Genomic DNA, 13,627 nt, shown 5'->3' on the forward strand with positions numbered 1-13,627 from the left:
CGAGCGCGCCCCACCCAAGACCCGTCCTTGTCTTGTCACACAGGAACGCGGGGGGCGTGGCACCCCGTCGCTTGTCGCAACATCAAGTGCCGCAAGAACGTGACCGTTTGTCTGCGATGGCCGCGGAAAGGGGAACCGCGGTCGTCAGCCGCTCCCGACCACCTAGTCCAGCCCGGCCACGCGGATCACGTCGCGTCTTTACCTTTCTGAGCGTCAAAGCCGTTACCGCAGGGACGCCAGGGAAGGCAGTGACGACTCCCATGGTTCCGGCCTGCCGCATATCGGCAAACCGAGGCCATGGGGTCATCCGGGCCAAACCGCTGCCACGACCCAATCGCTCGAGATCTCCCCTGGCATCAAGCCTGTCATGGGTGACGATTGGCTGTGGCAAGCAGACACGGTCTTCAGGCCAATTCGGGCTCGCGGTGACAGGCACGCCCCTCGGCGTCGAACAGATGAAGATCCGAACCGGAGAAGGCCAGATGAACGATGTCGCCCGGCTGGGGCGCGTCGTCGCCGGAATTCTCCACGAGGAAAACCGGCGCGCCTTCGAGCTCCACGTGCAGGAGCGCCCCGCCGCCGGTGTATTCGCTGATGGAGACCCGGCCGCACAGGATGCCCTCGGCCTCGTCCACAATGCGAAGATGCTCGGGGCGCAGGCCGGCCTGCGTGGCGCCGCCGGTAGAAAAGCCCGCGCGCTGCAAGGGGGACCGGATCGCCTCGACCGGGCAGACGTTCATCTTGGGACTACCGATGAACTGCGCCACGAAGACGTTGTCCGGCCTTGCGTAAAGCTCCTTGGGGCTGCCGACCTGCTCGATACGGCCGTCCCGCAGGACGACAATGCGGTCGGCCAGGGTCATCGCCTCGATCTGGTCGTGCGTGACGTAGATCGTGGTATTACCAAGCCGCCGGTGAAGCGCCGCGATCTCGGCGCGCATGTGTACGCGCAGCTCCGCATCGAGGTTGGAAAGCGGCTCGTCGAAGAGAAAGACCTGCGGATCTCCGACAATGGCCCGGCCGATGGCGACGCGCTGCCGCTGGCCGCCCGAAAGCTCGCGCGGGTAGCGGTCGAGCAGCTTGTCGAGCTGGAGCGTGCGGGCGGCCTCGTTCACGCGGCGCTCGATCTCGTCGGGGCTTTCCTTGCGCACCTTGAGGCCGAATCCCATGTTCTGGCGCACGGTCAGGTGCGGATAGAGCGCGTAGCTCTGGAACACCATCGCAAGCCCGCGCTTGGCGGCCTGGACCTCATTGACCTTGCGGTCGCCGATCCAGAGCTCGCCGCCCGAGATGGTCTCGAGCCCCGAGATCATCCGCAGCAGCGTTGACTTGCCGCAGCCGGAGGGCCCGACGAAGACGACGAATTCGCCGTCGGCGACGTCAAGGTCGATGCCGCGGATCACCTCGATCTTGCCGAAGGACTTGGTGAGATTTCTAACGGTCAGTCGTGTCATATCGTACCTTTCGCGTCAGCCTTTCACGCCAGACATGGCGAAGCTTTCGATGATCTGCCGCTGTGCGATCAGGTAGACGATCAGGATCGGCACCACGGCAAGGCTCGTCGCCGCAAGCTGCAGATGCCAGAGCGGCGCGCCGTAGGGGTCGGTGAAGTTCGACAAGGCCAGCGGCAGGGTGAAGTTCTCGAGGCTGGAGAGGAAGACCAGCGGTTCGAGGAAGAGGTTCCACGAGAAGAGGAAAGTGATGATCGCCACGGCGGCAAGGGCGGGCCGCGACATGGGCAGGGCGATCTTCCACCAGATCCCAACGCGGCTGAGCCCGTCCATCTTGCCCGCGTCCTCGAGCTCCTTGGGCAGGGCCACGAAGTACTGGCGCATGAGGAAGGTCGCCATGACGCCGTGCGGGCCGAAGACCGGAAGCAGGATCAGGGGCACATGCGTGTCCATGACGCCGAGCCACTTCATTAGGAAGAAGTTCGGCACGATCGTCACCTCTTCGGGGACCATGAGCGCCGACATCAGGAACACCATCAGCAGCGCCGCCCCGGCAAAGCGCATCCGCGCCAGGGCATAGCCCGCCAGCGAGGACAGCAGCAGCGTCAGCACCGTGACCGCGCAGGCGATGTAGATGGAATTGAAGTACTGGCGCGCGAAGGGTTGGTAATCGAACACCTCGACGAAGTTCTGCCAGCGCCACGTCCGGGGGATGAGGGTCGGCTCGCCGAAGATCTCGGTCGGCCCCTTGAAACCGGACGAGATCATCCAGAGGAACGGGAACAGGAAGGGGATCGCCACCACCACGAGCGAAAGCATCCAGCAGGTGCGTTTCACGGTGGCGAGTTGCGGTTGCGACAGGGCCATCAGGTCGATCCTTTCTGGCGCAGGATGAGCTGGACGACCGTCAGCGCCAGCACGATGACGAACATGATCATCGCCAGTGCCGAGGCATAGCCGATCTCGAAGAACTCGAAGGCCTGTTGGTAGATGTAGAAGGCCAGCACGAGGGTGCCGTTCTCGGGGCCGCCGCCGGTCATCAGGTAGATGTGGTCAAAGACCTTGAACGAGCCAATGGTGGTGATGACCATGATGATCAGGGTCGTCGGCGCCAGCAACGGCCAGATCACCATGCGGAAGATCTGCCATTCCGAGGCCCCTTCGAGGCGGGCGGCCTCCTCGTAATCACGGGGGATGGACTGAAGCGCTGCGATGTAGAGGATCATGTTGAGTCCCACCATCTTGAGCACGCGCGTCACGATCACCGCGGCCATGGCCCAGTTCGGCTCGCGCAGCCAGTTCGGACCGTCGATGCCGACCGTGGCGAGCATCTGGTTCACCGCCCCGGCATCGCCCTGAAGCAGGAATTTCCAGACGATTGCCCAGGCCACCGCCGAGGTGACAACCGGGGCGAAGAAAATCGTGCGAAAGAAGACGACACCCCGGAAGGGACGGGCCAGCGCCATCGCGAGCGCCAGCGCCAGGGCCATGTTCATCGGAACGAGGCCGGCGGCGAAGATCACCGAATTGCGGATGACCTGCCAGAAGTCGGGGTTCTGCGTGAGAGCGTCCTCGTAGTTGGCGAGCCCGACGAAGGTGGTGTCCTGGCTCAACAGGTTCCACTCGGACAGCGAGTAGAAGACCACCGCGATCAGCGGCCCGAGGAAGAAAATCAGGAAGCCGATGAGGGTCGGGCTGACGAAGAGCCAGCCCTCGATCGTCTCGCGGCGCTTCAGGGTCAGCCACGGCGCGCGCGGGGCGCGCACCGTGGTCCCGGTTTCGTTCAGCGAAGCCATGCGCGGGGGCTCACAGCTCGTCCTGGATGGCCGCGCAGACCGCCGCGAGCGTGGCCGGCACGTCAGCATCGGCCCGGAAGAGCGCGTCGAAACGCGGCTTCATCGCGGCAAGGATCTTGGGCGCGTTCTCGTGGCTGGGAAGCACGCTGCCCTGCTTGATCGCGTCGCTGACATGGGCCATCTGCTCGGCCGGGATCAGCTCGTTCGCATCGATGAAAGCGTCGCTGTCGAGAACCGAGGCCCGCGCCGGCGGGAAGAACTGCGCCATCACCTCGACGTTCTCGGCATTGGTCATGAAGGCTGCGAACTCGGTCGCCAGCTCCTTGTTGTCGCCTTGCGCGAAGACCGAGATGCCGGCCTGTCCGATGATCGGCGCGGCGCCAGCGGGTCCGGTGGGCAGCGGTGCGATCCCCCAGGCAAAGCCCGCCTCGGGCATCTTCGAGGCGCGCGAGATCTGGTTGACCGTCATCGCGGCGCTGCCCGAGAAGAAATCGCCCTGCTCGCCCGGCGGCACGATCGATTGGTCCTCGAAGATCATGTCGTGCAGTATGGTCACCGCCTCGACCGCCTTGGGATCGTCGAAGCCGCATTCGCCGTCCTGCCAAGCGTGCCCGCCATACGCGCGGATCGGCGGCATGATCGCGTGCATGATCCGGCTGTCGTAGCCTTCGCCGTCCTTGAACTCGAAGCCCCAGGCATCGTTGGCCTCGGTCAGCTTCAGGGCGGCGTCTCGGAACGCTTCCATCGTCCACTCGCCGGCCTCGACCATCGCGAGCGGATCCTCGAGCCCTGCGGCCTCGAACATGTCCTTGTTGTAGAAGACCATGAACGGCGAGGTGGAGAACGGGATGCCGTAAACCGCGTCGCCGTCGCTCCAGAGGTCCATTGCCGGGCCGGAGAAATCGTCAAGGTCGTAGCCCTCGGTCTCGCGCAGGGCGGGGCCGATGTCCTCGACGACGCCGGCAGCGATGAAGGCCGGAATGCTGTCCTCGAACATCCAGCCGAGGTCGGGCGGGTTGCCGCCCGCGATCTGGAAGGTCAGCTTCTGGGTGTAATCCCCCGCCGGGATGGTCTCGAAGCGCACCGTCACGTCAGGATGGCTTTCGCGGAAGCCTTCGGCGATGCCGTTGAGCATCTCAAGGTGGGCATCGTTGCCTGTCCACACGGTAAAGCGCAACTCCTGCGCGCTGGCGCCCCCGGCAAGCAGCGCCGATGCGGCGACACCGGCGGCGAATAGGCCTTGTCTGGTCATAGTTAATCCTCCCTTTTTCATGATCTTCCACTCCTCCGTTATCCGGGCCGGGTTAAGGGCCCCGCACGCGGGGAACGGGCAGTCCGGCGACGCCGGCGTCGAGCGCCAGAAGCGCCCCTGCCCGCGGCTCCTCGGCGGCGGCCCGCCCTTCGGGCAGCACCGACATGCTGGTGACGCAGAGCGTTCGCAGGTCCGGGCCGGCAAAGCACAGGTTCGTCGGTCGGCTGACGGGCAAGTCGACATGCATGAGTTCCCGCCCTTCGGGCGAAACCCGGACAATGCGCCCGGCGTCGATCGCGGCGAACCAGTAGCAGCCCTCTGCATCCATGGCGGCGCCGTCGGGCCGCCCGGTTGTGGGCCGGTGAAAGACGCGGCGGTTCGATAACGCGCCGGTCGCGCGGTCGAGTTCGAAGGCCCAAATGACGCAGACCTCGGGATCACTGTCGCTGAGATAGAGCGTCCGCCCGTCCGGTGACACGGCAAGGCCGTTCTGCGTGCGAAGGCCGTCCAGCACCCGGACCGGGCCTGTCGGATCCAGCCGGTAAAGCGCGCCGCCCTGCCCGCTGTCCCGGGGCATCGCCATGGTCCCGGTCCAGAACCGGCCCTGCATGTCGGGGGCACCGTCGTTCATTCGCCAACCGTTTGCCGGCCCATCCGGCGCGGCGACCTCGGTGCAGGTGCCGTCGTCGTCGACACGGCTCCAGCCGTTGCCGAGCGCGGCGAGGATGTCGCCCCCGCTGGTCAGTGCCAGCGCAGAAGGCCTGCGGTCGAGCGCGATGCTCTGTGCCATGCCGCCGGACAGGTCGATGCGGCGAATGGCGTGCCCTTCGATATCGCACCACCACACACGGCCGCTGCCGGGATCCCAGAGAGGCCCCTCGCCGACGATGTCGGGCCCCTCGTGAAGCACGCGGACGGAAGGCGCCCTTGCGGTCATCCCGGCACCTGCGGCAGCGCTCCGGGCGCATCGCCCGCGGTCCAGCCACCATCCACCGGGATCTCTGCCCCCGTAATGTAAGAGGCCCCCTCACCGCAAAGCATCAGGACCGGGGCGACGCAATCCTCGGGTGTTCCCTGCCGGCGCGCCGGGATTTTCGCGGTGACCGCTGCCAGGAAGTCAGGATCGGCGTAGCGCCCGGCGGTGCGCTCCGTCTCGATCGCGCCTGGTGCGATGGCGTTCAGGGTTACGCCATCTGCCGCGACCTCACGGGCGAGCGCCCGCAGCGCCGTAATCTGAGCCGATTTCATCGCGGCGTAGGAGAGGGTCTCGGCGCGCGGACGCGCCGCCATGACGCTGCTTACCGCCACGACGCGGCCCCAGCCGCGCGCCGCCATGGGCGGGACGAGGTGCTGGCAAAGCGTCAACAGCGATCCCAGATTGCCCGCGAGATGATCCGAGAGGCCCTGCGCCGTGATCTCTTGCCAGGGGCCGCGTCGTTCGATGGCGGCATTTGCGATCAGGATGTCGACGGGGCCGCCGGACAGAACACTGCGGGCAAGGCCCTCGGCCGCCCCGTCGCGGGTGAAATCGGCCTCGTGGATCTCGGCGTCGAGCGTTTCGCGCGCGCCGCCGGGGTTGCCGAGATGATGCAGCACCACCTGCGCGCCCTCGGCCGCGAGGCCGCGCGCAATCGCCCGTCCGATCCCGGTATCGGCCCCGGTGACAAGGGCGCGGCGGCCCGCAAGAGAGCCGGCCTCAGCCATTCCCCCGCGGCTCCCCTGCCACTTCGAAGGACGCGATGTCGGCTGCCTCGTAATGGCGGTCGATCATACGGACGGCCTCTTCGGGATGACCGTCGCGGATGGCGGCGAAAAGGTCGGCGTGGCGGTCCACCGTCGCTTTCCAGTCGGCGCGGGTGCGGCTCGACCGGCGCGAAAAAAGCTCCGAAACCTCGCGCTGAACCGAGCGCATCCCTTCGACCTGCATCCTGATCATCGTGTTGCCGGTCGCCATCGCCATTCCAAGGTGAAAGGCGATGTCGGCGGCAGTGAAGCCGTCCGGCTCTTCAAGACCGTCGTACATATCGGCCAGCGCCTCCTCCATCATGGCAAGGCCCTCTGGATCGCGCCGCGTGGCGGCCAGGCGTGCGATCCCGGTCTCAACAAGGTGGCGCATCTCGTTGGCCTCGCGCAGACGCGTCAGGCTTGACCGAACGGCATAGCCATAGATCCGGTCCAGGGGCTCGCCGGTGATCGCCTTGGCGCGCGCGACCTTGCCCTGCTGGGTCTGGATCAGACCGGCGCCGGACAGCTGGCGCAGCGCCTCGCGGGCGATGGGCTTGCTGACGCCGAACTCCCTGGCGATTTCGCCCTCGGACGGCAGGGCGTCACCGGTGGCGATCCGTCCGTCGAACAGTGCCGAGGCGATGGCCTCGGACACTGCGTCGGCCAGGCGTGGCGGCGCGTTGAGCTTGGCGGCGAAGATGGGCTTGTCGGTCGTCTCGTCGGGCATCTCGAATCCTTTGGCTGTCTTCTTCCTAGCCGCTTCCTGATAACCTAGCAACTAAGTTTGTTAGTTGCCAAGAAGTCAGCTTGTGCATACGGTTGGCCTGCGCCGGCCGCGTCGGCACGCCAGAGGAGGAAAATTCGTGCAAGAAGGTGACGCACACCGGATAACCGAGGTCATCGCGCATCCGCTGACCCACAGGCTGCCGGCCTCCACGCAGACATCCTGGGGGAGCTACGACAGGGTCTCGATCATGCTGGTCGAGGTGCGGACCGACACCGGGATCATCGGGTTCGGCGAATCGCTCGCGCGGTTTGCGCCCTGCGCCTACGCGGAGCTCGTGCAGACGGCGCTGGCGCCGCGACTGATCGGTCGCGACCCGCGCCACATCGGTGCCAATTGGGCAGTGATGCGAAGAGCGCTCAGCGGCCGGGCGGGCGGGATGCTGATCGAGGCCATCGCCGGGGTCGATATCGCGCTCTGGGACATCGCGGGCAAGGCGGCGGGACAGCCAGTCTGGCGTCTTCTTCAGGGCGAAGGCACGCCGGCAGTGCCGGTCTACGCGGCCTCTGTTGGCTGGGCCGATGACGACAGCGCGGCAGAGGAGGAAGCGGTCGATTTCGTCGGCCGCGGCTTCACCAGCCTCAAGGTCAAGATCGGCGCACCGGTCATTGCGGCCTGTCGCAGGATCGCGCGTATCCGCGCGGCTGTCGGGGATCATGTCGAACTGACCGCCGATGCGAACTGGGCCTACGACCTCGACGGCGCGATTGCCGTGGGCCAGGCCCTCGCCCGAAACGGCTACACCTGGTTCGAGGAGCCGCTGCGCCCCGAGGACGAGGACGGCTATCGCGCGCTCCGCCGGCGATGCGAGGTGCCGCTTGCCGCGGGCGAAAGCAACTACACCCTCGATCAGGCCGCTCCGCTTGTCACCGACCGGACGCTCTCGGTCCTGCAGCCGAACATCACCCGGTCCGGCGGAATCACCGAAACCCTGCGCATGGCGCGCCTCGCCGCCGCCCATGGCGTCACCTACGCGCCGCACGTCGGAATGTCCGGGATCATCTGCGAAGCGGCCAGCCTCCACGTCGCCGCTGCCATGTCGAACACGCGGATCATGGAATGCCCATGCAGCGCGAACCTCTTCAAGTCGGAGCTCGCCGATCTCGCACCGGGCGCTGCGCGTGCCGAAGGCGGCATGCTGGCGGTGCCCGAGGGGCCGGGCCTTGGCTTGGAGATCAACCGCGACGCGCTGTCACGCATGAAAGCGCTGGCACTCGAGGAGGTCGCATGAAGGACGAGACCACCGGCGCCATCCGCATCTCGGACGTGATTGCCCATCCGCTGACCCAGAAGCTGCCGCGTCCGACTGTCACCTCTTGGGGCAGCTACGAAGAGGTCTCCACGGTTCTCGTGGAGGTGCGCACCGATGCCGGTATTGTCGGGATCGGCGAGACGCTCGGCCGCTTCGCGCCGCGGGCCTACGCGCGCCTTATCGAAACGGCGCTGAAGCCGCGGCTCGTCGGGCAGCCCGCCGCCTCGATCGGAACCCATTGGGCCCGCATGAGACGCGCACTGTCAGGCCGGGCTGGCGGGATGCTGGTCGAGGCCATGTCAGGCGTCGACATCGCGCTCTGGGATATTCTCGGCAAGGCCGCCGACCTGCCCGTCGCCACGCTGCTGGGCGGCATGAACCGGTCCCAGATCGATGTCTATGCCGCTGCCGTGAACTGGGGTCCGGTGTCGGAAATGGAAGCGGAGCTTGCCGCGCTGATCGCGCAGGGCTTCCCGCTGATCAAGGTGAAGATGGCCCGCCCGGTGGACGAAGCGATCCGCAGGATCGAGGCAATGCGTCGAAAGGCCGGCGACGGGATTGCCCTCTGCGTCGACGCAAACTGGGCCTACGAACTCGACGAAGCGATCGAGGTCGGGCACGCCCTTGCCGCCAACGGATACACCTGGTTCGAGGAACCGCTCGCGCCGGAGAACGAGCAGGGATACGAGGAGTTGCGTCGCCGCTGCGCCGTGCCCCTTGCCGCCGGCGAAAGCAATTTCACCGTGGACCAGGCAAAGCGGCTCGTCACATCGCGCACGCTGTCTGTCCTGCAACCGGACGTGGCCCGCGCTGGCGGCATCACCGAGACCCGCCGCATGGCCGATTTCGCCGGGGCATTCGACGTGGCCTACGCGCCGCATATCGGCATGTCCGGCATCGTCTGCGAAACCGCCTCCGTCCATCTCTCTGCCGCCATGCCGAATTTCTGCGTGATGGAATGTGAGGGCGACCGCAGCCCCTTCAAGACAGAGATCGCCGATCTGGCCCCTGCCTGTCTGCGCCAGCGCGGCGGCAAGCTTGACGTGCCGGCCGGACCGGGGCTGGGCCTCACGATCGACTGGGACGCGGTGGCGCGCCTGCGCAGCCCCGAATGACACAACCCGAGGAGCACACTATGGAAAACCGCGCCCCCGCGGATGAACTCGAGACACAGCTGCTGCGTGCATTGCGTCTGTCTGACCCCGACCTCAGCCGGTTCGACCCGATGCGACGGATCATCAGCCATGACGACTTCTCGCGCGGGCACTGCGGCTGGTCGCAACTTGTCGGCAATTACGAGGACACGCTGGACACGATGCTGCCGGGCTATGCCCAGCACACAAGCGCCATGCTCTCGACCCTTGGCCATTGGGATGCGGGATCGCATGGCGGCCTCGACAGCAGCTACGCGCTGAAGATCGCAACCCGACCGCGCGCAGGTGCCCAGAACGTGGCGATCAAGCGGCTGACCATGCGGGCGCGCTGCCCGATCCGCTTCGAGGCCTACGTGACCTTCAAGCCGGAGGCGACCGAGCTGAAGCTTGGCGACACCGACGTCCGCTCGTTCGGCTTTCTCTTCGACCTCCAGGGGGGAGACCGCGATGACGGGGTTGAGCGCGTCATGCCCCACATGCGCTTTCTCAACGCGGCCGATGGCCAGCACGTCCAGAAATGGCAGTACAAATCCCAGACGGCCGAGATGCTCGACATCGGCGACGGCAGCAAGACCAACAGCCACTACCACCTCGCCCCCGAGGGGTGGGAGGACCTTCCCGGCGGCGCGCAGCGGCTCTGCTACAACGAGATCGCGACAAAGGTGAACTGGTGCTATATCCGCTTCGACTTCGATCTGGCCGAGATGAAAGCCCTGGCCTTTCAGTGCAACGACCAGGTTTTCGACGTCTCGGGGTTCGAACCGATGCGCATCCCGGCCATGAAGAACCTCTGGTGCATGCTCAACTTCGGCATGTTCGCCGAGACCGACGTGGACAAACGCGCCTTTCTCTACATCGACTCGATCTGCATCTCGGGGGACTTCTGATGCTGCCGGAAAATGTCACCGCCGTCGTCGCACGCAATGAAACCTGGTCCGGCCTCTCAACGACCGAACCCTACGAGGTCGGGTGGGCCCGCGAGGCGATCATCTTCGTGCGCGCGCTGAAGCAGCCGCAGGGCCACCAGCCCGAGGCTGTGATCGAGCTGTCGCCAGACGGGATTCACTGGGTTCCCGAGGGGACCAGCCTGGCGATGCCGAAAGCGAAAGATGCGGTCTCTGTCGCCCGCATCCTCCATTTCGGAAACTGGCTGCGTCTGCGTGCGAAACACGACGAGGGCGCCGAGACGACGATACTCGTGACAATTCACCTGAAAGCCTGAGTCGCGCGGACGGCAACGCCAGTTCGCGGGCAAACGGGCGGCCCAGGCCGTGGTGACAAAAGGGGTCTCAGCGGGCGGCAGGCGTGATTCAGGCTGGCAACGTCGATGTGGACCCAGGGCAATCGCGTTTGGCTCGATCGGCTGCCAGCCAAGTGAGAATGCTACGGAGGAAGGCTTCGTCCCGGCCTGCGCGCTGGAGCTTCATGGATAGCGAGCCCTTCGATGTGTCCCGCCGGACGACGTCCAGCGCGCGGCGGCGGAGGATGGCGATGTTGGCCGGGCTGGCGTCCTTGCGGCTGCGCGCCGCGTTCCCGCGGAACGACACGTCGAGTTACCAGTGCAGCGCTTCTCGATCGTCCAGCGGGCGCGAACGGTGGCCAGCAGGACGTCGGGCGAGGGAAGCCAGGACAGCGCGGAGATTCGGGTCTCGGAGCTGGTCCTGCCATCGATCTCGCGCGTCGCGTCGATTTGACCGAATGCCTTGAGCCTAAGGAACTCATGATGCTCCGCACGACCCTTGGCCGTAATGACCATGGCCCTGCAGGTCTCGTTCGGGCGGTGATCGCTGTCTTCGGTGACCGCGACTGGGCTCTTGGAACTGAGTCACCTAGCGAAAAGTTATTACAGCGCCCGCCGCGAGGGTCCCAACTCAGACCGCCAGTGCCAAGTTCGATTCCCCTGGGCCTCCGACTGGACCATGGCGCCCCTGGCCGACGTCCTCGAGGTCGCCGTGGGCCGCCCGCAAACCTTGGAAACCACCGCCCTGGGCGTGGCTTGGCTGGCCGGATCGGCCTTCGGTCTCTGGCCCGACTGCGTGGGCTTCGCCAAAGCCTGGAGCCTGGACCGCCTTTTCCAACCGGGTATGGACCCGGCCGAGCGTAAGGCCCAGATGGACGGCTGGGCAGACGCCGTGTCGCGCTCCCTGATCCGCCCCGAGGGCTGGCCCGCCGCCGTCGCCAGGGCCCGCGAAGTGAAGGCCCCCTGGCGCCGGACCGCGGCCCAGGCCCGAAACGCAGCAGCCTCCCCGGTCGCCCGGGACGGCTGCGGATCAGCTTTGGCTTTTCCCTCCCTCGCCCGCCCGGGAGCACCCGAGGCCGGGCCGGATCAGGCCCGCCGCTAAAGCCGCGCCAGCCAGATCGAAATCGCGGGGAAGGCGATCAGGATCGCCATCGCCACCACCATGGCTAGCACGAAGGGGAAGGCACCGCGGAAGATGTCGCCCACGCTCAGCGTGCCGTCGTCGATGGCCGATTTGATCGTGTAGACCGACAGGCCGAAGGGCGGCGTCAGCAGCCCCATCTCCACGGCCACCACGGTCAGCACCCCGAACCAGATCAGATCGAAGCCCGCCGCCTCGGCCACCGGCAGGGCAATGGGCAGGACGATCAGCATGATCGAGATCGAGTCGATCAGGCAGCCCAGCGCCACGATCAGCGCCAGGTAGATCAACAGGAACCCGTAGGGCCCGATCGAGCCGTCTACAAGCACCGAGGCCAGTTCGCGCGGCACCCCCGACAGGGCCAGCATCCGCGAAAAGAAGGTCGCGGCCAGGATCAGGAACAGCACCGAGACGGTGATCTGCCCGGTTTCCACCATCAGGTTCCACAACGTCCGCTTGGGCAGGGCCCGGCGCATCAGTGCGATCACCAGCGCACCTGCGGCCCCGGCGGCACCGGCCTCGGTCGGGTTCAGGAAACCTCCGTACAGGCCGCCCAAGACCACCAGCATCAGCGCTAGGATGGGCACCGACTTGACGATCAGCCGGCTGACGGGGAAATCCTCGAACGTGGCCATGTCAGTCGTACGCTCATAGACGAAGTCCTTGCGGCGCAGTGCCAGCAGCAGGATCGTGACCGAAAAGACCACCGCCAGCAGCAGCCCCGGCCCGACGCCCGCCAGGAACATCCGACCCACCGATTGCTCGGCCAGGACGGCATAGACGATCATCAGCAGCGAGGGCGGGATCATCATCCCCAGCACCGAACTGCCGGCGACGACGCCCGTGGCGAACTTTTTGGTATAGCCGTGGCGCGTCATTTCGGGCACCGCCACGCGCGAGAACACCGTAGCCGAGGCGATGGAGATCCCGGTGATCGAGGCAAAGACCGCATTGGCAAAGACCGTGGCGATGCCCAGCCCCGCCGTGACCCTTCGCAACAGCTTCTGGAAGACGTCGAAGGTGTCCTTCCCGACGTTCGACACGGTCACCAGCAGCCCCATCAGCACGAACAGCGGCACCACCGCGTAAAGGTATTCTCGCAGGCTGTCGTTACCCGCCGCCCCCAGCATCCGCAGCGCGACACTGTCATTGCGGATCATCGAGACGCCGAAGAAGGACACGCCCAGCATGGCGATCCCGATGGGCATGCCAAGGTAGATCAGCACGATCAGCCCGGCAATGGCGGTATATCCGATCTCGAGCGGGGTCATCGTGTCACCTCGGTCTGTCCGGCGGCGGCGCGGATGTTGCGCAGCGCCCGGACCAGGAATTCAAGGGCCGCGACGGTCAGCCCCACAAGAATGAACAGGCGGAAAGGCCATGTGGGCAGCGTTCCCAGGCCGGGCGTGCCGATGAACTCGCCTCGGCTGAAATCGGTGATCATCACGTCCAGCGTGGCGCGGGCCATCATGCCGATCAGCACCGCTCCGCCCAGCGAGAAGACCGTCTCGAGCCCGGCACTCACACGCGGGCGGTTGATGCGCAGCGGGTCGATGAACAGACCCGCCCGGGCCAGGCGGTCGGCCCGCACGGTGGCGGCGAATTGCAGGCAGACGATCATCACCAGCAGCAACGCGCCCAGTTCCGACACGAGCGGCAGCGAGGCCCCCATGCCGTTGCGCGCTACGATGTCGGCGCAGATGATCAGCATTAAACCGGCGATCAGCGCCGTGCCCAAGGCTGCCAGCGTGTTGACCACGCCGCCCCAGATGCGGGACGGCAGGGAATGGTGCCCGTCGGCGCCATTCGGGTTGGAGTCAGGATGCGTCACG

At 66.3% G+C, this 13,627-nt stretch carries 14 protein-coding genes; 5 read left to right on the top strand and 9 right to left on the bottom strand.

Annotated features, from left to right (window positions below; all coding sequences use genetic code 11):
* Nucleotides 1–404 precede the first annotated feature (404 nt).
* Genes LCM15_RS16135 through LCM15_RS16165 form a run of 7 tightly spaced genes read right to left on the bottom strand, consistent with a single transcriptional unit; the run spans nucleotide 405 to nucleotide 6,951 of the window.
* Nucleotides 405–1,454, bottom strand: coding sequence for an ABC transporter ATP-binding protein (locus LCM15_RS16135; protein ID WP_224858215.1), 1,050 nt, complete (start codon nucleotides 1,452–1,454; stop codon nucleotides 405–407).
* A 15-nt stretch (nucleotides 1,455–1,469) separates the two neighbouring features.
* Complete coding sequence (locus LCM15_RS16140; RefSeq protein WP_224858216.1) at nucleotides 1,470–2,318, bottom strand: carbohydrate ABC transporter permease; 849 nt, start codon at nucleotides 2,316–2,318, stop codon at nucleotides 1,470–1,472.
* Nucleotides 2,318–3,247: a carbohydrate ABC transporter permease gene (locus tag LCM15_RS16145; RefSeq protein ID WP_224858217.1), complete on the bottom strand. Its 930-nt coding sequence runs from the start codon at nucleotides 3,245–3,247 to the stop codon at nucleotides 2,318–2,320. Before LCM15_RS16145 ends, LCM15_RS16140 begins: the two co-directional genes overlap by 1 nt.
* A gap of 10 nt (nucleotides 3,248–3,257) precedes the next feature.
* On the bottom strand, nucleotides 3,258–4,499 hold the full coding sequence (locus LCM15_RS16150; protein ID WP_224858219.1) for an ABC transporter substrate-binding protein: 1,242 nt from the start codon (nucleotides 4,497–4,499) through the stop codon (nucleotides 3,258–3,260).
* A gap of 52 nt (nucleotides 4,500–4,551) precedes the next feature.
* The gene (locus LCM15_RS16155; RefSeq protein WP_224858221.1) at nucleotides 4,552–5,409 is read right to left on the bottom strand and encodes an SMP-30/gluconolactonase/LRE family protein; all 858 of its coding nucleotides are present in this window, start codon (nucleotides 5,407–5,409) and stop codon (nucleotides 4,552–4,554) included.
* Between the two features lie 23 nt (nucleotides 5,410–5,432).
* Nucleotides 5,433–6,203, bottom strand: a complete 771-nt coding sequence (locus tag LCM15_RS16160) for an SDR family NAD(P)-dependent oxidoreductase (RefSeq protein ID WP_224858223.1) — start codon at nucleotides 6,201–6,203, stop codon at nucleotides 5,433–5,435.
* On the bottom strand, nucleotides 6,196–6,951 hold the full coding sequence (locus LCM15_RS16165; protein ID WP_224858224.1) for a FadR/GntR family transcriptional regulator: 756 nt from the start codon (nucleotides 6,949–6,951) through the stop codon (nucleotides 6,196–6,198). The genes LCM15_RS16160 and LCM15_RS16165 overlap by 8 nt, the downstream gene beginning before the upstream one ends.
* A gap of 136 nt (nucleotides 6,952–7,087) precedes the next feature.
* On the opposite strand from LCM15_RS16165, the gene LCM15_RS16170 reads away from it, so the two are divergent.
* The 5 genes from LCM15_RS16170 to LCM15_RS16190 all read left to right on the top strand — a co-directional run bounded on the left by LCM15_RS16170 (nucleotide 7,088) and on the right by LCM15_RS16190 (nucleotide 11,756).
* Complete coding sequence (locus LCM15_RS16170) at nucleotides 7,088–8,239, top strand: mandelate racemase/muconate lactonizing enzyme family protein (RefSeq protein ID WP_224858225.1); 1,152 nt, start codon at nucleotides 7,088–7,090, stop codon at nucleotides 8,237–8,239.
* Entirely contained in the window at nucleotides 8,236–9,375 is a 1,140-nt protein-coding gene (locus LCM15_RS16175) for a mandelate racemase/muconate lactonizing enzyme family protein (RefSeq protein WP_224858226.1), read from the top strand. Before LCM15_RS16170 ends, LCM15_RS16175 begins: the two co-directional genes overlap by 4 nt.
* Before the next feature lie 20 nt (nucleotides 9,376–9,395).
* Entirely contained in the window at nucleotides 9,396–10,301 is a 906-nt protein-coding gene (locus LCM15_RS16180; RefSeq protein ID WP_224858227.1) for a DUF6772 family protein, read from the top strand.
* Nucleotides 10,301–10,636, top strand: a complete 336-nt coding sequence (locus LCM15_RS16185) for a hypothetical protein (RefSeq protein ID WP_224858228.1) — start codon at nucleotides 10,301–10,303, stop codon at nucleotides 10,634–10,636. The genes LCM15_RS16180 and LCM15_RS16185 overlap by 1 nt, the downstream gene beginning before the upstream one ends.
* Before the next feature lie 697 nt (nucleotides 10,637–11,333).
* A complete protein-coding gene (locus tag LCM15_RS16190; RefSeq protein WP_224858229.1) occupies nucleotides 11,334–11,756 on the top strand; it encodes a hypothetical protein in 423 nt (140 codons plus the stop codon).
* Here the strand turns inward: LCM15_RS16190 and LCM15_RS16195 are convergent.
* Both LCM15_RS16195 and LCM15_RS16200 read right to left on the bottom strand, forming a co-directional pair.
* Nucleotides 11,753–13,066: a TRAP transporter large permease gene (locus LCM15_RS16195; RefSeq protein ID WP_224858230.1), complete on the bottom strand. Its 1,314-nt coding sequence runs from the start codon at nucleotides 13,064–13,066 to the stop codon at nucleotides 11,753–11,755. The two genes, LCM15_RS16190 and LCM15_RS16195, sit on opposite strands and share 4 nt — an antisense overlap.
* Entirely contained in the window at nucleotides 13,063–13,626 is a 564-nt protein-coding gene (locus LCM15_RS16200) for a TRAP transporter small permease subunit (RefSeq protein WP_224858232.1), read from the bottom strand. The genes LCM15_RS16195 and LCM15_RS16200 overlap by 4 nt, the downstream gene beginning before the upstream one ends.
* Between the last annotated feature and the right edge of the window lies 1 nt (nucleotide 13,627).

The organism is Salipiger bermudensis, assembly GCF_020171625.1.
In the GTDB taxonomy this organism is placed as follows: domain Bacteria; phylum Pseudomonadota; class Alphaproteobacteria; order Rhodobacterales; family Rhodobacteraceae; genus Salipiger; species Salipiger bermudensis_B.

Bases quoted from the DNA above. Each gene is read 5' to 3' on its own strand.
- LCM15_RS16195 (WP_224858230.1), bottom strand. From the start codon at position 13,066: ATGACCCCGCTCGAGATCGGATATACCGCCATTGCCGGGCTGATCGTG.
- LCM15_RS16160 (WP_224858223.1), bottom strand. From the start codon at position 6,203: ATGGCTGAGGCCGGCTCTCTTGCGGGCCGCCGCGCCCTTGTCACCGGG.
- LCM15_RS16185 (WP_224858228.1), top strand. From the start codon at position 10,301: ATGCTGCCGGAAAATGTCACCGCCGTCGTCGCACGCAATGAAACCTGG.
- LCM15_RS16165 (WP_224858224.1), bottom strand. From the start codon at position 6,951: ATGCCCGACGAGACGACCGACAAGCCCATCTTCGCCGCCAAGCTCAAC.
- LCM15_RS16150 (WP_224858219.1), bottom strand. From the start codon at position 4,499: ATGACCAGACAAGGCCTATTCGCCGCCGGTGTCGCCGCATCGGCGCTG.
- LCM15_RS16145 (WP_224858217.1), bottom strand. From the start codon at position 3,247: ATGGCTTCGCTGAACGAAACCGGGACCACGGTGCGCGCCCCGCGCGCG.
- LCM15_RS16175 (WP_224858226.1), top strand. From the start codon at position 8,236: ATGAAGGACGAGACCACCGGCGCCATCCGCATCTCGGACGTGATTGCC.
- LCM15_RS16135 (WP_224858215.1), bottom strand. From the start codon at position 1,454: ATGACACGACTGACCGTTAGAAATCTCACCAAGTCCTTCGGCAAGATC.
- LCM15_RS16180 (WP_224858227.1), top strand. From the start codon at position 9,396: ATGGAAAACCGCGCCCCCGCGGATGAACTCGAGACACAGCTGCTGCGT.
- LCM15_RS16190 (WP_224858229.1), top strand. From the start codon at position 11,334: ATGGCGCCCCTGGCCGACGTCCTCGAGGTCGCCGTGGGCCGCCCGCAA.
- LCM15_RS16140 (WP_224858216.1), bottom strand. From the start codon at position 2,318: ATGGCCCTGTCGCAACCGCAACTCGCCACCGTGAAACGCACCTGCTGG.